The sequence below is a fragment of the Prevotella sp. CAG:592 genome (assembly GCF_000436015.1).
GTDB classification, from domain to species: domain Bacteria; phylum Bacteroidota; class Bacteroidia; order Bacteroidales; family Bacteroidaceae; genus Prevotella; species Prevotella pectinovora.
In genome coordinates, this window is record NZ_FR892637.1 from 913 (window position 1) to 19097 (window position 18185).

General features: G+C 51.7%; 14 protein-coding genes and 1 tRNA gene. 9 read left to right on the plus strand and 6 right to left on the minus strand.

Going from position 1 to position 18185, the window contains the following annotated elements; translation table 11 throughout:
* Positions 1-69: 69 nt before the first annotated feature.
* From QVO99_RS10850 to QVO99_RS10875, 6 genes are all read right to left on the minus strand, one after another.
* Entirely contained in the window at positions 70-1359 is a 1290-nt protein-coding gene (locus QVO99_RS10850; protein ID WP_022317640.1) for an MFS transporter, read from the minus strand.
* 16 nt (positions 1360-1375) lie between these two features.
* Positions 1376-5197, minus strand: a complete 3822-nt coding sequence (locus QVO99_RS10855; protein ID WP_022317641.1) for a DUF4922 domain-containing protein — start codon at positions 5195-5197, stop codon at positions 1376-1378.
* A gap of 36 nt (positions 5198-5233) precedes the next feature.
* Positions 5234-6022: an NAD(+) diphosphatase gene (gene nudC, locus QVO99_RS10860; RefSeq protein WP_022317642.1), complete on the minus strand. Its 789-nt coding sequence runs from the start codon at positions 6020-6022 to the stop codon at positions 5234-5236.
* Positions 6023-6053: 31 nt separating this feature from the next.
* Positions 6054-7793, minus strand: a complete 1740-nt coding sequence (locus tag QVO99_RS10865; RefSeq protein WP_022317643.1) for a bifunctional metallophosphatase/5'-nucleotidase — start codon at positions 7791-7793, stop codon at positions 6054-6056.
* Positions 7794-7859: 66 nt separating this feature from the next.
* Positions 7860-7985 (minus strand): hypothetical protein, encoded by a 126-nt coding sequence (locus QVO99_RS10870; protein ID WP_262503132.1) that lies wholly within the window; start codon positions 7983-7985, stop codon positions 7860-7862.
* A gap of 237 nt (positions 7986-8222) precedes the next feature.
* Positions 8223-8924, minus strand: coding sequence for a hypothetical protein (locus QVO99_RS10875; RefSeq protein WP_288177241.1), 702 nt, complete (start codon positions 8922-8924; stop codon positions 8223-8225).
* Positions 8925-9620: 696 nt separating this feature from the next.
* Between QVO99_RS10875 and rlmN the strand changes: the two genes are divergently transcribed.
* The 9 genes from rlmN to QVO99_RS10920 all read left to right on the plus strand — a co-directional run bounded on the left by rlmN (position 9621) and on the right by QVO99_RS10920 (position 18092).
* Positions 9621-10664 (plus strand): 23S rRNA (adenine(2503)-C(2))-methyltransferase RlmN, encoded by a 1044-nt coding sequence (gene rlmN, locus QVO99_RS10880; protein ID WP_022317645.1) that lies wholly within the window; start codon positions 9621-9623, stop codon positions 10662-10664.
* 45 nt (positions 10665-10709) lie between these two features.
* Positions 10710-11825: a 4-hydroxythreonine-4-phosphate dehydrogenase PdxA gene (gene pdxA / locus QVO99_RS10885; RefSeq protein ID WP_022317646.1), complete on the plus strand. Its 1116-nt coding sequence runs from the start codon at positions 10710-10712 to the stop codon at positions 11823-11825.
* 24 nt (positions 11826-11849) lie between these two features.
* Entirely contained in the window at positions 11850-12845 is a 996-nt protein-coding gene (locus QVO99_RS10890; protein ID WP_022317647.1) for a lysylphosphatidylglycerol synthase transmembrane domain-containing protein, read from the plus strand.
* A gap of 68 nt (positions 12846-12913) precedes the next feature.
* Positions 12914-14167, plus strand: a complete 1254-nt coding sequence (locus QVO99_RS10895) for a sigma-54 interaction domain-containing protein (protein ID WP_022317648.1) — start codon at positions 12914-12916, stop codon at positions 14165-14167.
* Between the two features lie 70 nt (positions 14168-14237).
* On the plus strand, positions 14238-14735 hold the full coding sequence (locus QVO99_RS10900) for an LptE family protein (RefSeq protein ID WP_287073233.1): 498 nt from the start codon (positions 14238-14240) through the stop codon (positions 14733-14735).
* A gap of 70 nt (positions 14736-14805) precedes the next feature.
* Positions 14806-15561: a hypothetical protein gene (locus tag QVO99_RS10905; RefSeq protein ID WP_044064760.1), complete on the plus strand. Its 756-nt coding sequence runs from the start codon at positions 14806-14808 to the stop codon at positions 15559-15561.
* 9 nt (positions 15562-15570) lie between these two features.
* Entirely contained in the window at positions 15571-15975 is a 405-nt protein-coding gene (gene secG / locus QVO99_RS10910) for a preprotein translocase subunit SecG (protein ID WP_022317651.1), read from the plus strand.
* 92 nt (positions 15976-16067) lie between these two features.
* A tRNA-His gene (locus QVO99_RS10915) sits at positions 16068-16141 on the plus strand.
* Between the two features lie 289 nt (positions 16142-16430).
* On the plus strand, positions 16431-18092 hold the full coding sequence (locus QVO99_RS10920; protein ID WP_022317652.1) for a putative transporter: 1662 nt from the start codon (positions 16431-16433) through the stop codon (positions 18090-18092).
* Positions 18093-18185 lie beyond the last annotated feature (93 nt).

Here is an 18185-nt window from a genome sequence, read left to right on the forward strand (position 1 = left end):
AACTCATTTCGGACTAACCAGTTCCTTCCCTTTGGGAAGGTCAGGATGGGTTGTCATTTTAATGTGTTATCATTCCTCTTCAGACGTTTCCTTTCCGAAGTCAGGGTCTATCTTCAGGAATGCCGTTACGAGGAACGTGATGGTGCAGCAGAGCATCACGATGATGAAGAACGTGCGATAGCCCAGCATATCCTTCATATATCCCGACACCATGCCCGGGAGCATCAGTCCGAGATATGATATTCCGGTGCAGATGGAGTAGTGGGAGGTCTTGAACTTGCCCTGGCTGTAGAAGAGCATGTAGAGCGTGAGCACGGTGAATCCCAGTCCGTATCCGAACTGTTCCACGAAGAGACACGACGACACTACGAAGAGATCGGAGTTGAGCGAATAGCTCAGATATATATACACCACATCAGGCAGAGTGATGGCACACACCATCGGCCACAGCCATTTCTTCATACCGTCGCGGCTCACGAGATATCCGCCTAGGATTCCGCCGAGCAGCAGACCGATCAGTCCCACCGTGCCGTTGGCGAGTCCGTATTCCTGTGGCGAGAGTCCCAGACCGCCCTGGGAGTTGGGGCGCAGGATGAATGTCTTAGTCATGGTGTTGAGCAAGGCCTCCGGAAATCTGTATAGCAGCAGGAAGAGCATTACGCAAAGCGTTTCAGAAGCCTTGAACTTGCTGAAAAACGTGGTGAACATCGTCTTTATCTCGTTAGCCACCTCTGTCATGCTGCGTTGCGTATGAGCGTCATCTGCAGGTTTCGGCATAGTGCGGCAGTGGAGCAGCCACATTCCCAGGAACAGTCCGGCGAGCCCATAGAATATCAGAGCCCACGAGAATTTTATCTGATTGCGGAACACCACCTGCAGCACTCCGGCGAGCGACACGAGAATGCCGTTGACGAAGATTATTGCGAGTCTGTAGAACGTGTTTCTGAGCCCCACGTATTTTGCCTGGTTGTGGTTGTCGAGTTCTATCATGTAGAACCCGTCGGCAGCCACGTCGTGGGTGGCGCTGCAGAAGGCGATGATGAAGAACAGGCACATGGTGGCCTGAAACCAGAATGCCGTAGGTATGCTGAACGCTATGCCAGCCAATGCGCTGCCGATGAGCATCTGCATGGCGAGCACCCACCAGCGCTTGGTCTTCAGGAGGTCGATGAACGGGCTCCACAGCGGTTTTATCACCCACGGCAGAGCCAGCCATCCGGTGAAGAGACCCACCTCAGTATCGGTGAGTCCCATTTGCATATACATCACCACGGAGAGACCCGTCACGATGGCGTTTGGCAGTCCCTCGGCGAAATATAGGGTGGGCACCCATGCCCACGGAGATGTTTTAGTCTTCATTTTCGTTTCGTTGTTTTCAATAAATATCCTTTATCTCGGCGTTGCGATAGTAGTGGAGTAGAATCTGACGGTAGTCGAAACCCTTTTCTCCCATCACGGCAGCACCTATCTGACACAGTCCCACACCGTGTCCCCATCCGGCTCCCGTGAGTTCGAACCGCTGCGGCACACCGTCGCTGCCGATGTCTTTGCGGTCTACCACGAATGCCGAGCTATAGAGGTGAGAGTCGCTCAGGGCGCGTCTTATCTCCAGTTCCTTGCCGATGGTGAACGAGCGTTCGGTGCCCACGATCAGCAGTTTGCTTATCCTACCACTCTTTCCGCGTTCCACCGCCTTGAGGTCGATGATGTCGCCGAGGTTCATCTTCAGTTTCTCATCCAGCAGACTCTTCAGCTTCTGCTGAGTCAGAGTGACGTGCCAGCGGTAGAAGTCGGCAGTCTCCTGGTCGTAGTCGTTGAGCACCTCAGAGAGCACCTTGGCATCGCTGGTGTTGCAGAAGCTCTCCGGACTCGTCCTTATCCATTTCTCGGCATTCTCCTCGATGGTGAGGTCGGGCACGCTTTCGCCGCCGTCCTTCATTCCGCCCTCGGTATCCCTGACGGCGATGAGATAAGGTTTTGACACATCCTCCCAGCAGTATTGGAACTCCTCGCTCACTCCACCGCAGCATTTCGAGAACCTGGCGTCGCAGATGTCGTTGCCGTTCATGAGAATCTGTCCTCTCGTCAGCTTTATCGCCTGTGCCACGTGAGGCGACGTTTCCTTCGTTATTCCCTGATAGCGCTGGCAGTGGTCGTCGGCACACACGTCGAATATGGTGTGGTCTTCGCGGTCGTACCAGCGGATGAGCATGTCGTCCTTCTTGACAAACGAGAAGAAGTTGTTGCCGCTCTCAGCCACTTCCATCCTCTTCTTCATCTGTGCGAGCAGCCATGAGCGGGAGATTACGGCGTGAGCCTTGAGCAGTTCCAGACTCGATGTGGCGCTCATCTCGCTTGAGATCACGCTTTCGAGATATTTCTCCACAGGCAGACTGTTTATGGCACATATCTTGTCGGCCTCCACCACGAGGTTCAGTTCTCCCTGGAAGGTCTGTGTCTCCTTGCGCTCCCAGTGGAAGTTCACACCGATGGTCACGTCGAAGAGCGAGAACGACGCCTTGTCGGTCTTCGGTGAGAAACAGAGTTCGCGGTATTGGTTGCCGTTCCACAATATTCCACCCTCAGAGAATTCCACCACCTGTCTGCCGGTGATTATCTCACCCTTGGCAGAATACTCGCCGTTGAGCGAGAACTCAATCCTCTCGCCGCTCACTATTCCCACGTGAACGTTGGGCTCGCGGCGCTTGGGACATATTATGCTCGCTGCCGAAGGTTTGTTGGCATTCTCCTTTATCTTCTTTATCACAGAGGCAAACTCCTCGTCGTTGAGGCTCACCTCACGCAGTATTTCTATCGCCTTCTCTGCCGTGAGACTCTTGAAGTCGGCCTCTCGCGGCGTTATTATCATTCCAGCCATGTCGAGAGCTCCCGGACTGATCATCAGCGAACCCTCGGCCTCAGGAGCCGACAGGTCGGGATAGCATGCCGGACGGTGGCGGCGGCGAGGGAATACCACCGAGAGATATTCGTCGCCGTTTCTCCAGCTCACGATGTTCATCATCGGCTCATAGTCGTCCTTTGCCATTGGCAGCGCCTTGTAAACGAATTTGAACAGTTCGGCGTCACCCTTCAGACTCTTGCTGCGGATGAGCAGTGCCGGCGAAGGATATTCGTTTATCACGGAAATGCTCTCGCCGTCGTTGTTGGTGGATATCTCCGTCATGTTGCGGCAATAGCGTTGCCATCCCGTCTGCAGCGGCAGCAGTCCGCTCGTGCCGGCCTGGAAATGACAATGGTCGGGAGCCGACGCTCCGCATTTCGGACCGTTGTAGAACACCATCAGCTTGGGGAACAGCGTGAGCAGACGGTGTATCTCGCTGTAGTTGTGGTATATTGCCTGTGGCTGGTGGGTGAGCTTGGGTATCGTGAAATGTGCCGGCAGGATAGGGTAGGGGTTAACGAGCAGTTCGAAGTCCTTGTCGACAGTCTTCGACATCTGTTCCTCAGGACGGTTTTTGCGGCAGAGGAAGCACGGACGCTTCTCCAGGCTCTTCTTGTCTATCCTTGCCCCTGTGGAGACGATGCGTGCCGGATTGAACTGCACGATGATGTTGTTGCCTTCGCTGTTGAGCTGGCGCTGCTCCACATTGTGAAGGTCGCGAAAGTTCTCCCTTGCCAGGTCCCACTGCTCCATCTGTCTGTTGAAGAAGCGGTGGAGCGAACTGTCGTCGCTGAAGTCCATCATTCCCTTCTCTATCTGCTGTCTGGCAGAGAGCTCTATTGTTCTGATTCTGTCCTTGTATAAGTTGTTGGCATTCACCTTCTCTATGCTCAGAGCGGCATCGCTGTTTCCGCCCCATCGGCGGCAGAGATACAGTTCGGAGAAAATCCTGCCAATCCTGTAGCGGCGGCAGAAGGCGAGCGCCATGGCATAGTCTTCGCCGTAGCTCGTGTTGGGGAACTGCAACTGCCTGAGCAGCGGCGTGAAGAAAGCGCGGGGCGCTCCCAGTCCGTTGATGCGCAGGGCGTTGTTGCATCCGTTGTCGTCGGTCCATTCAGCATGGTCTATCAGTCCTGGCGGCAGCGTGTTGAGGTTGAAGTCACACATGCGGTAGCTTCCGATGATCATTGCTGCATGCTGCTTGTGGAATTCGTCTACGATAGTCTGCAGCGTGTTTTCAGACGAATAGAGGTCGTCGCTGTCGAGCTGCACGGCGAATTTTCCGCATCTGCTGTCGTTCACCGCCACATTCCAGCATCCACCGATGCCGAGGTCGGTACGCTCAGGCACGATGTGTATGAGCTGGGGCTTTGAAGGGTCAGCATGTTTTGCGGCATATTCTTCCAGGAGAGTCGTAGTGTTGTCGGTGGAGTGGTTGTCTACCACGATGACGTTGAATCTGAATTTCGTCTTCTGTGCCAATGCGCTGTCCACGGCATCGCAAATCGTCTTCTCACGGTTTCTGACCGGTATTATCACCGATGCCTCGCATGCGAACTGCTGCTCGTTGAAGTCAGGAGTCTCATATCCGGCGGTGTCGATGAATGCTCCCACCTCCTTGAGATGCGCCGTGACGGCTTTTTCCATCTCCACCTGCACCTCACGGTTGCGCGGGTTGACATAGTCGAACTGCTTCTCGCCGCTTGTGCGGGTGTCGCTCTCCTCCTCTGTATAGAGATATTCGTTGAGATGGAAGATGGAACCGTTTCTGCTTATGAACAGGCGCAGGTCGTACAAGCCGGCATACATGTAGTCGGCATCAGCGTTAGCGGCGGCATATTCCTTTATCAGCCTGCTCTTGAAGAGCATCACGCTTCCGAAGTCGAAGTCGTCGCGCAGGCTGCCCGCCTGATAGTCTATCACGGGGTGTGCCACGGTGTTGCCGTTCTCCACAGAATAGTGGTCGCTGTATACCATTGCCGCATTGGTCTCGGCAGCCACCCGGATCATCCTTCTCAGAGCATAGAGTCCGATGGTCAGCGGTGTGGACTTGGTGTATATCATCGTGTATTCGCTGTCGGTATTCTCGGCGATGCTTATCATCGTTGCCGACGACATGATGTTGTCTACGACAATCATTGCACATCCCTCGGGAGCAGCGTTTTTCATGGCGAAGTCATGCGAAACGAGCAAGTTTATGTGTTTCACTGCCCTGCATTCTCTCAGCTGGTTCACCGTAGGCATCACGGCCTCGATGTCGGCGCATGGCAGAAAACAGTCTGTCTTTATTATCATGGTGTGTATAAATTGTTTTTTTTTGTTTGTTGTTCCTTATTTCATTCCGTTGTCCTTCTCTCCTTCGAGCCATGCGTCGATGAGTTTGCGGGCTATGCTCAGCTTTTCGGGGATGGTGGGCAGGTTGTCCTTGCGGAACCATGCTCCGCGGGCCAGCTCCGAGGTCTGCAGTTTTATCTCTCCGCTCACGTAGTCGGCATTGAAGCCCACCATCAGTCCGCAGGGATAAGGCCAGGGCTGCGAACTGAAATAGCGCAGGTTTGTGATTTCGAGGTTTGTCTCCTCCTTCACTTCGCGGTGTACCGCCTCTTCGAGTGTCTCTCCCGTTTCAACGAATCCAGCCACGAGTCCCATGAAGTTGGACTTGAAGTTTCTGGCATGCACGAGCAATACCTCGTCGCCCTTGTGTATCAACACGATAATAGCCGTGGCGAGCTGGGGCCACACCTCCTTGCCGCATTCCGTGCAGCGCTTGCTGATGTCGGTATGCATTTTCATCGGCGAACCGCATACGCCGCAGAACTTGGTGTTCTGGTCCCAATACAGCAGTTCTTCGCATTTTCCGGCCTTGAGATACAGTTCCTTGGTTATCTTGTAGTAGCTCTGGCGCAGTCCGCACATCTCATATCTCGGATTGTCGGTCACGGGATGGTCGATGGAGTATGTGCAGACCGCCGTGTCGCCCAGCGGACTCACGTTCATCATGTTTGTCCACGGTTTCGTCTCCGTGGGGGCGTTCTCGCCGTAGGGTATGGTGTAAGTGCCGTCGGGCAGCTTTTCGAGCATCAGGTCTCCTTTGCAGAAGACGAAAAACAGTTTTTCCATTCTTTTGTCTTTTGAGTAACAGTCTCCTGTTTTATCTTTTGAATATCAGTTTTCTGTCGCGTTCGAGTGCCGGCTTTGTCCATTTCTCCGGCACGAAACGCCAGTTCTTGTTAGGCTTGGCATATATCGTTCCCTCGCTCTTTATCTTTTCTGCGAGATAGTGGCGCATGTCGAGCTTGCTCTCGTATTCAGTGCGTCCCGGCAGTTCCTCCTTTGCTATTCCGGCACCTCTGGTCAGCAGTTCGCCGCCGCCGTTTGCCCGATAGCTGTTCATCACCACCCGATACCATTTCTTGGCATTGAAACGCTTGCCGTCAGACATCCTCAGTATCTTCACCTTCTTGCCCTCCGGTTTCGTCACGTCCACCTCATAGTTTATTCCGGCGGCGGAGTCGAAGTTGAAGGTGAAGTTCTTGAATCCGAACTTCTGCATGTCACCGGTGTTCCTCTCGTCGATTAGCATGATATGGTCGTCGGGCGATTTCATCTGGTTTGTCCACAGGGCATAGCTCATTTCGAGATAGTTCTTTATCTCCTCGCCCGTCATTCTCAGCACACAGATGTTGTTCTCGAATTTGTATAGCTTGAACATGTCGCTCATCAGGATTTTGCCCTTGTTGAGCTTCGTGTTGAACTGCAGCGGAGCGTTGAACGACACGTCGGCATTTGTTATCGCCAACTGCAGGTTGTGGATGAGGTCGGTGAAAGCCGAATTGCCGAAGAAGCTGTCGCGGGTGTATATCGTGTCGGCAAGTTCGCCGATGGGGGCATTGATGAATCCCTTTATCTCGTCGATTTCCTTGGCGAAGTGGGCCATATACGCCGAGTCAACGGGTTCGTTGCAGATGTCGCGCACCTCACCGGTTATCTTCTTCTCTGCCACCTTGCCGTCGCGCAGCGTTATCTCCACTTCAGCGTCGGCAATGTTCACGGCGTTGCACGAAGGGTCGAGACACAACACCTCTCTTCCTGCCGCATTCTTCACCACCGCCTTCCTTGCGTGGTGGCCGTGGCCAAAGAAGAGGATGTCGAAGCCATCCACGTTTTTCGCCGTGTTCTCCGTCTCGTCCTCGGTGTAGTCAGCGTTTTCTATTCCGCCGTTCCATCCGCTGTGGAACAGTCCCACCACCACGTCGGGACGCTCCGTCTCTCTCAGCCGTGCTATCCATTCCTTTGCCGACTTCTCTATGCCGTCGAAGCGCAGTCCCTTCCATAGTTTCTCGCCGAGCCAGCTCGGTATGGCAGGTGTCAGCATTCCTATCACGGCGATTTTCACTCCGTCGCGCTCTATGATGGTGTATGGCTTCACGTATGGTTTTCCGGTGGCGGTGTCGATGATGTTGGCGCCCAGCACAGGTGCGTTCATCTCGCCAATCCATTTGTCATACACGCTGTGACCGGTCTCTACGTCATGGTTGCCGAAGGTGGCGGCGTCGTATCGCATATAGTTCAGAATGTCCGACACGATGTTGCGCTTGTCGGTAGCCACATAGTTGTAGTAGTAGCATGTGGGCTGACCTTGCAGGATGTCACCGTTGTCGAGCAGTATCACGTTGTCGCCATACTCCTGTCGCAGTCTGTTCACGTATGAGCTGACCCTTGCCAGCGATCCCTTGGCGTCTCTCCGCTCTATGAAGTCGTAGGGGAAGAAACTGCCGTGGACGTCGCTCGTCTCGAGAATTCTCAGTTTCACGGTCTTTGTCTCTTGTGCCGTTGCCGGGCAGGTGGCAGCCAGGGCAATCGCTGCCGTTATCAGTGTGCTTATTTTCATAATCTGTATTGCCGGTTGCTTGTTGCGCTTCCGGTGTTTGTTCGTTATTGTTTGTAGAAATCCTTCTTACTGCAGCAGACTTTCCCATTGGCGGGCAAGACCGTTGTGATGCTCCTTCCTGCGCCATGCTTCCATTGCCTTGGCGAAGTGTGGAGCACCTCCAGCAGCATTGTTGTAAGGATTATTATACAAAGGTAGTGTAAAACTTGCGGATAAAAAAACATTCAGCGGAATTTGTTGACAATTATAACGGTTGGCTTTCTGTATTTGGGTTTATGGGTAACGGCATAATGACTGTTTTGCTGCAAGCAGTTGTCAAATATAATATCAAACGGCATAATGACCGTTTGGGGTTAAAACAATCAACCCAAACCAGTCATCAAGACCGATTTGGGTTGAACGATGTTTTATGAAATAAAACGGCAAGTCTTATTTTCTGAACTTCTTTCCGTTCATGATATATATGCCTTTCTCTGGCTCATTCTGGAGCTTCATTCCGTTGATGGAATATTTCACTCCGCTCTTCGTTTTGTCTTGTGATATGCAGTCGACGGACATGGGTCTGCCGAAGTCGGAATATGAGAATATCAGTTTGCCGTCATCGTAACACTCAAGAAAGTATTCCATATGGCTTGTGAGCGCACTTTCGCCAGACCATATTGCCATCGTCGCTCCAATACCCTCTACCCAACATATGTATTCGTCCGATCCACTTTCAGAGAAAGTGATACGTTTGCGGGTTACTCCGTTGACTGTGATGTAGTCAACATCGGTGACTACAGGTCCGTAAGTTACTCCTTCGTAAAGATAATCGCCCTTTTGCTTGTTGAAATCAAGCATTAAGAACGGGGTGTCGCCCAATAAGCCATAGAGCTTTCCGCCTTCCTCATAAGCTGCGGTGGTGTAGCTCGACTTGTGGTCGTTTCTTTGGTAGTCTTTTAATATCTTCTTCCATGTCTTGCCGTTTATTACAGTATCCCCCGAAACTGTATAAGTTTCGTATTTAGGACGATCACAAAACATTTCCAATACCTTCCAGCTTCTCCCTTCTTTCAGCATCCTTGTGTCTTCCTGTGCGAAGACGGTGATGCTTGTAATGAGCATAAAGATTACCGGTAAAATTCTTTTCATAATTGTTCCCTCCATATTTTATTTGTTGTTGAATGTGATATCGCATTTCGTATTCGATAGGTGGTACTAAAAGTTATGTGGTCCCGAGTGATCTTTTACGTCAGAGAGGATGACTTGTTTTGCTTGTGGCATGGCTAAAACGCCAAATGCCCAAATTGGTGATGCATTTATTATTATGGTTTGTATAGGTTTGTTTTTTGCAAATATACGTTATTTAAATAATTTTTTTTAATAAAAAGTGTGCTTTTTCTGTATATTAGGCTATATTGTACAAAAAAAAGCGCACAAAAGAACACTTTAAATGGTAGTGTAATAACAATTTGGCGTGATTTTAGTAAAAAATGTAACATTTTAATATGGTGTCAACCTTATCTTTTGGCAAGTTTCATCCTTCCCATCGTGCATATAGCCCGCTATATTCCCTCTTTGAATGAAGAAAAGATCTCAAGAAATATGAGGCTCAAATCATACCAAGTTATTTTTTTTCGCCGTCACTAAACATCCCCAATGTTCATCAGATACACTTCTTTCTTCATCCGCGGAACAGGCAGTCAGGGCAGATGCCGGTAGTCCGTAATGGAATGTTGCGCTATTCTGCCGTAAACCGATATGGATTTGTGTGAAAATCTTGTGCATGTCAGAATTTATTAGTAAGTTTGCAAATCAGAACAAGACGTAAATACACGATAAAAACAAATGGCAGAAAACAAGACACCGCTTGTCGCAATGACGCTCGATGAGCTGAAAAATGCGGCTAAGGAACTCGGGATGCCGGCATTCACCGGAGCACAGATTGCAAAATGGCTCTATGGGAAAGGAGTGCGCGACATCGACGAGATGACAAACTTATCGAAGGCTAACAGGGAGAAGCTGAAAGCCCGCTATGAGGTGGGCGGCATGGATCCGATAGACTGTCAGAAGTCTGTTGACGGAACGATAAAATACCTCTTCCCCACGGCAAGCGGAAAGTTTGTGGAGACGGTGTATATCCCCGATGGCGACAGGGCTACGCTCTGCGTGTCGTCGCAGGTGGGATGCAAGATGAACTGCCTCTTCTGCCAGACCGGAAAGCAGGGTTTCGAGGGTAACCTCACCGCTGCCGACATACTGAACCAGATATATTCGCTGCCCGAAAGGGAGAAGCTGACCAACGTGGTGTTCATGGGGCAGGGAGAACCGATGGACAATCTCGACAATGTGTTGAGAGTGACGCAGGTGCTCACCGCCGACTATGGCTTCGCTTGGAGTCCGAAGAGAATCACCGTGAGCAGCGTGGGAGTGAAAAACAAGCTGAAGAGATTCCTCGACGAGAGCGACTGCCATGTGGCGATAAGCATGCATTCGCCGATACCCGAACAGCGCGCCATGCTGATGCCGGCAGAGAAGGGAATGTCGATAAAAGACGTGGTGGCGCTCATGCACCAGTATGACTTCACCCACCAGCGCAGACTCTCGTTCGAATATATCGTGTTCGGAGGACTCAACGACTCTATGTTGCATGCCAGAGAGATCGTGAAACTCGTGGAAGGACTGGAATGCCGGGTCAACCTCATCCGCTTCCATCAGATACCGAATGTGGACCTGCATGGAGCGAGTGATGAGAAGATGGCATCGTTTCGCGACTATCTCACCAAACACGGCGTGTTCACCACCATTCGGGCGAGCCGCGGACAGGACATCTGGGCAGCCTGCGGACTGCTCAGCACCAAGCGCATGCAGGAAGACGGTGGGGAGGAATAAGAAAACTACTATACCAGATACTTACAAAACAGAATATACACAGCAATGGAAGATAGAAAGATAAGAGTCGCCATAACACACGGCGACACTAACGGAATAGGATATGAGGTGATTTTCAAGACCTTCGCCGAACCGACGATGCTTGAACTCTGCACACCGATAATATACGGTTCGCCAAAGGTGGCGGCATACCATCGCAACGCACTCGGCATACAGGCAAACTTCACTATAATAAATAAGGTGGAGGATGCCGTAGACGGAAAGGTGAATCTGCTCACCGCCTTCGACGAAGACGTGAAGGTGGATATGGGAATGCCGACCAAAGAAGCCGGAATGGCTGCGCTGAAAGCCCTCGACAGGGCGATGGAAGGTTTTGCAGGCGGAGGCTACGACGTGCTCGTCACCGCACCGATAAACAAGAACGACATACAGGGCGAAGGATTCCATTTCTGCGGACATACCGAGTATATCGAGGAGAAAGTGGGAGAGGGCCAGAAGGCACTCATGATTCTTGCCGGAAGACAGCTGAGAGTGGCGCTCGTCACCACCCATCTGCCGATAAAGGACATCGCACAGGCGATAACCAAGGAGGCGATAGTGGAGAAATGCACCATTTTCAACAAGGCGCTGAAGAGAGACTTCAACGTGTCGGCACCACGTATCGCCGTACTCTCGCTGAATCCTCATGCCGGTGACGGCGGAGTGATAGGCACGGAAGAAGAGACGGTAATCAAGCCGGCAATAGAAGAACTGTCAGATGCCGGTATTGACGTCTTCGGGCCATTCGCCGCCGACGGATTCTTCGGTCATGGCACATACACGGCATTCGACGGAGTGCTCGCCATGTATCACGACCAGGGACTGGCTCCTTTCAAGACCATCGTGGGCGACGAGGGAGTGAACATCACTGCCGGACTGCCTATCGTGCGCACATCGCCAGACCATGGCACGGCGTATGAAATCGCCGGAAAGGGCGTTGCCGATGAGGCGTCTTTCCGTCAGGCTGTCTACGATGCCATCGACATATTCAGAAACCGCATCAACTACGACGAACCGCTGCAGGATCCTCTCAAGAAACTGTATCATGAGAGAAGAGACGACAGCGAGAAAGTGAGATTCGCTGTGCCGAAGCAGAAACCAAAGGCTCCTGCGGCAGAGTGACAGAAGTATAGGAGAACTCCATAGATGAGCAAGAAATACCAAAACGGTTTCTTCGTCTTCGGACTCGTGGTGCTCGTCATAATGGTGACGCAGCTCGACTTCAGAGAGGTGTGGAGCGGATTGCAGAGAGCAGGATACTGGTTCTTTGCCGTCGTGGCGCTCTGGCTCGGACTATATGTCATAAACACCCTGTCGTGGTATGTCATCATTCGTCAGGGCGGCAGCGGCAAAGACAAGACACCGTTCTCATTCTGGTGGCTGTATAAAGTCACGGTGTCAGGCTTCGCCCTCAACTATGCCACACCCGGCGGACTGATGGGCGGCGAGGCATACCGCATTATGGAGTTGGCACCGAAAATCGGAACGGAGAGAGCCTCCTCGTCGGTCATCCTCTATGTGATGACCCATATCTTCAGCCACTTCTGGTTCTGGCTGCTCTCCGTGGGCATATATCTCATCACGCAGTCTCCTACGATGCCCATCGCCGTGATACTCGCTCTGACGACGGCATTCTGCATGCTCGGCATCTGGTTCTTCATGCGCGGATACAAGAAAGGTCTCGCCATGATGCTCACACGATGGCTGAGCAAGATGCCGTGGATGGGAAAATGGGCACGCCGCCTGATGGAGAAGCAGGGCGACAAACTCCGGGAGATAGACACCCAGATAGCGGCGCTCCACAAGCAGAATCCCGTGTCGTTCGTTTCGGCAGTGGTTCTCGAACTGCTTTGCCGTTTCCTGTCCAGCTTCGAGATAATGTTCGTGCTGCTCGTGATAATGCCGGAGGTGAGCTATCCGTCGTGCGTCATAATCCTGGCGTTCACGTCGCTTTTCGCCAACCTCCTCTTCTTCATCCCGCTGCAGCTCGGAGGCCGTGAGGGAGGATTCATGCTCTCGGCGTCGGGACTCGCCATGGCGGCAAGCAGCGGCATCTTCGTGGCGCTGATAGTGAGGATAAGGGAGCTGATATGGACGGCAATCGGCTTGATGCTGATAAAGATGGAAAGAACAAAAAAGTAATAAAAAGACAAAAAAACAAAACACACTGCCGAAGAGTGGATTTTATTGTGTAATTTTGTCGCAATTATATGAATACATCAGATCTTCAGAAAATAAAGCAACGTTATAACGTCGTGGGAAACTGCGATGCGTTGAACCGTGCGCTCGACGTCGCCTTGCAGGTGGCGCCGACAGACTTGTCTGTGCTCATAATCGGAGAGAGCGGCGTGGGAAAGGAGATTATACCGAGGATAATTCATGACAACTCGCCACGACGACGGGAGAAATACTTCGCCATAAACTGCGGTTCCATACCGGAAGGCACCATCGACAGCGAACTCTTCGGCCATGAGAAAGGTTCCTTCACAGGAGCCATAGGAGAGAGCGAAGGATATTTCGGAGTGGCAAACAAGGGCACCATATTCCTCGACGAAGTGGGGGAGCTGCCGCTTGCCACACAGGCAAGGCTGCTGAGAGTGTTAGAAACGGGAGAGTATATCCGTGTGGGAGGTCAGAAGATAATGAAGACCGACGTGCGCATCGTAGCCGCCACCAATGTGAATATGCGCAAGGCGGTGAGCCAGGGACGCTTCAGAGAAGACCTATACTACAGATTGAACACCATCCCGGTGCAGATGCCGCCGCTGCGCGACCGTGGCAACGACATCCTGCTGCTCTTCAGACTCTTTGCCATGCAGATGGCGGAGAAATACAACTTCCCGAAGATAACGCTCGACGAACAGGCTCAGGCTATGATGCTCAAATACAAGTGGCCCGGAAACGTGAGACAGCTGAAGAACATCACGGAACAGATGTCGGTGCTCTCGCAGCAAAGGCTGATAACGGCAGAGACTCTGCTGCATTACATCCCGCAAGACCCGGAGACGACGCAGCTCGTTGCCATGGGAGGAAACGGCGGCAGCGGAGAACATCACTCGTATGAGAGCGAGCGCGACCTGCTGTACAAAATCCTCTATGAACTGAGAGGTACCGTGGCCGACCTCAGAAGAGAGGTGGATGAACTGAAGAAGAAAGTGGATGGGGGACATTCCGACGCACCACGCCGGCTGGAGCATTTCGACAGTTCAGATACTGTGCCAGCCATCATTCCGCATCAGCATGGTGATGTCAACAGCAGGCAGACAATCGAACCCTCCGTACAGGATGCCGTGGCAGAGGAGATTTCTGAACCTGAAAGCCTGAACCTGGAGAACGTGGGACGCCACATGCTGGAGAAAGCCCTCGAAAAGAACGGCGGAAACAGGAAGAAGGCGGCGCAGGAACTGGGAATCTCAGACCGCACTCTGTATAGAAGAATCAGACAGTATGGACTCGACAAATAACCATAGTGTGAAGACAATGAAATCAAGAAACAAAGAGAGCCGCAGACTCTCCGTATATAATAAAGGTGTAATGACCATTGCCGTGGCAATCATCGCCATGGTGATCACGGCATGCAGCGTGTCGTATAAGTTCAATGGAGCGAGCATCGACTACAACAAAACCAAGACGATACAGATCGCCGACTTCCCGATACGCTCAAGCTATGTGTGGGGACCGATGGCGAGCATCTTCAACAATCAGCTGAAAGACCAGTATGCCAACCATACCAGACTCATACAGGTGAAGAGAAACGGCGACCTGAAAGTGGAGGGAGAGATTACCCAATACTCACAGCGAAACAAGGCAGTTACGGCACAGGGAGAGTCGGCACAGGTGGAACTCTCAATGACGGTAAACGTGAGGTTCACAAACAACGCCAACCATAGCGAGGACTTCGAAAGACAGTTCACTGCCACCACCACCTACGACAGCCGCCAGTCGCTCAACTCCGTACAAGAGGAATGTGTGACGCAGATGGTGAAAGACATCACCGACCAGATCTTCAACGCTACAGTGGCAAACTGGTAGGATGTGACAAACCGGCAAGATATAACAAAGACCTATATATTAACAAGATAAAACTACCGACGACAAGAATATGGATTTAGGGCAACTGATAAAACACCCGGAGATGATGGACAAGGAAACGCTGTACGACCTGCGTTCCCTCGTGGCCCTGTATCCATATTACCAGACGGCGAGGCTGCTCATGCTCCAGAATCTGTATGTGCTCCACAGCCAGTCGTTCGACGAGGAACTCAGAAAGGCATCGGTGTATTTCACCGACCGCCGTGTTGTCTTCAAACTCGTTGAGGCTGCCCACTACAAGCTGCGCAATGCCGAGGAGAAGACACAGAAAAAATACCATTCAGAGGAAGGCGAGAGCCGTACGATATCGCTCATCGACCAATTCCTCGACACCCTGCCCGACGATGGCGACGAGACGGACAACTCGGCGCCACGACGCAAGCCCACTCCGGCAGACGCTGCAGTAGACTATGTGTCATACCTGCTCGAAACAGAGAGCGAGGCGGAAAAAGAGGCAGAGAAGGCCAATCCCCACATGAAGGGACAAGACCTCATAGACAACTTCATCAACAACGAGGGAGGGAAGATAGAACTGACTGACGCTCCCGACAGTCCACCCGAAGAATACGACAAGACAGAGGAAAATGATGGCGATGAAGGGGTCTTTACCGAGACTTTGGCGCGAATTTACATAAAACAAGGACAATATTCAAAGGCTTTGGAAATTATTAAGCGATTAAATTTGAAATATCCAAAAAAAAATGTTTACTTTGCAGACCAAATTCGCTTCTTGGAGAAATTAATAATAAATAATAAATACAAATAACAAAAGAAAATGTACACATTATTCTTAATTCTTATCGTTTTGGCAGCAGTGCTGATGATAGCTATCGTCCTGATACAAGAGTCTAAGGGAGGTGGTCTGGCATCAAACTTCTCTTCATCAAATTCAATCATGGGTGTACGCAAGACCACAGACTTCGTTGAGAAGGCTACATGGGGACTGGCAATCTCATTGGTTGTTTTCAGCGTGGTTTGCGCATATACTGCTCCTCAGGCAGATGGCTCACAGAGCGTGATGGAGAACGCTACAGAGGCTCCACAGACAAATCCTAACAACGTGCAAGGCTTCGGCGCAGCCCAGAAGGCAGCTCCGGCACAGGGCGCCCAGAAGGCAGCTCCAGCAGCTCAGCAGGGTGCTCCAGCAGCAGCTCCAGTAGCTCCGGCACAGGGAAAATAAAGAAAAAAGCAAAAAAGTACGTGAAATATTTGGAAGTTTCAAATAAATCACGTACCTTTGCACTCGCTTTGAAACACTAAGCGTTTTACATGGTGGCTGTAGTTCAGTTGGTTAGAGCGTCAGATTGTGGTTCTGAATGTCGTGGGTTCGAGCCCCACCAGCCACCCAGAAGAGGAAGTCTTTAAGAGGCTTCCTTTTTTCGTTTTATAAGGTTTGTGCAACGCCACCTCGTATCTTCTCAACTCTTCTGTCCTCGTCACCTCGTATCTTGGGTCAGCGGATTTATTTGTCCTCTTCATCTTGTCATCTTGTCATCTTGTCACCTTGTCAACTCGTCACCATAAACCATTATTTCAAAAAGCATTACCGTTTTACACTCAAATCGGAAAATTTCCATTACCTTTGCAGCCCAGAGAGATTTCTGTTACATAACAACAGGTTTTAAGAAAGCAAAAATGGAATGGATTGAAAGTCTTTTCACGATACACTCTGCCGTGCAGAGCATTGTCGTGTTGTCCCTTATTGTGTCATTAGGACTAGCCCTCGGCAAGATCCACATCAGAGGAATATCCCTTGGTGTGGCATTTGTCTTCTTCATCGGCATCGTGGCAGGTAGTCTGCATCTCTCGGCATCCCCAGAGATGCTGAATTTTGCCGAGACGCTCGGCTTGTCGCTGTTTGTATATGCGCTCGGTCTTCATGTAGGTCCCAACTTTATCGGCATGATGCGTCATGACGGCGTGTCGCTCAATGCGTGGAGCATGGCGCTGATAGCCCTGTGCACGGTGATGGCACTCTCTTTGTGCCTCGTGCTGCCGGTCAGCGTGCCGGATATGGTGGGAATACTCTGCGGAGCCACCACCAACACCCCAGCCTTGGGAGCTGCCCAGCAGGCTCTGTCCAATGCACACCTGTCGAGTAGCGGTGCTGCCCTGGGATGCGCCGTTACATATCCCCTCGGTGTAGTGGGAGTGATTTTCGCTATGATACTGCTGCGCAAGTTCTTCGTCACTCCCGACGACCTGCAGCCTCACAATGCAAATGATGAAGACCAGACCTTTGTCGGTCAGTTCGTGGTAGTAAATCCTGCCATTGCCGGCAAGACGCTGGCTAAGGTGTCGCAGATGACCCACAACCACTTCATCGTGTCTCGTATCTGGCGTGGCGATGACGTCATCGTTCCCAATGCCTCCACTATTATCCAGTCTGGCGACAACGTGCTCGTGGTGACAAGGCGCGACGAGGTGTCTGCCATGGAGGTGCTCTTCGGCAAGAGGGTGGAAAAGAACTGGAACCGCGACCATATCGACTGGAATGCCATCGACTCCTCGGTGGAGAGCCGTGTGGTGGTGATGACACGCACGAAGCTGAACGGCAAGCCCCTCGGTTCGCTCCACATGCGACAGATATACGGGGTAAACATCAGCCGCGTGATGCGTGGCGACATCAAGCTCCTTGCCACCGACTCCCTGCATCTGCAGTATGGCGACCGCGTAACGGTAGTAGGTACACCAGACAACATCAACCATGCCGCATCGTTCCTCGGCAACGCCATACAGGATCTCAACGAGCCAAACCTCAGTGCCATCTTCTTCGGACTGTTGCTGGGTCTGGCTGTCGGCATGATACCGTTCTCCATCCCAGGCATGAGCACACCGGTGAAGCTCGGCATTGCCGGAGGTCCGATCATTATGGGAATCATCATCGGAGCGTTAGGCTCGAGAGCGCATTTCATCAGCTACACCACACGTTCGGCATCGCTTATGCTGCGCAAATTCGGACTGTCGCTCTATCTCGCCTGTCTCGGACTTGCTGCCGGCAAGGATTTCTTCGCCACGATAATCCGTCCTGAAGGACTGCTGTGGGTGGGAGTGGGATTCCTGCTCACCGTTCTGCCGCTTATCATCATTGGAGTGATAGCCCTGAAGACCAAGAAATTTGACTTCGGCACTATCTGCGGTCTGCTTTGCGGAGCCATGGCAAACCCTATGGCATTGAGCTACGCCAACGAGACCATCAAGGGCGACAGGGCATCAGTGGCCTACACTTCGGTTTATCCTCTCGGCATGTTTGTCAGGGTTATCATTGCCCAGGTGATAATAATGTTCCTGGTTTGACCCAAAGCGGTAATCAGACCATTCAATGTAATATTTTACAACTGCTTGCAGTCTTTTTTCAGAAGAACGGATTTGTCAGGCGGCTTTCCGCTT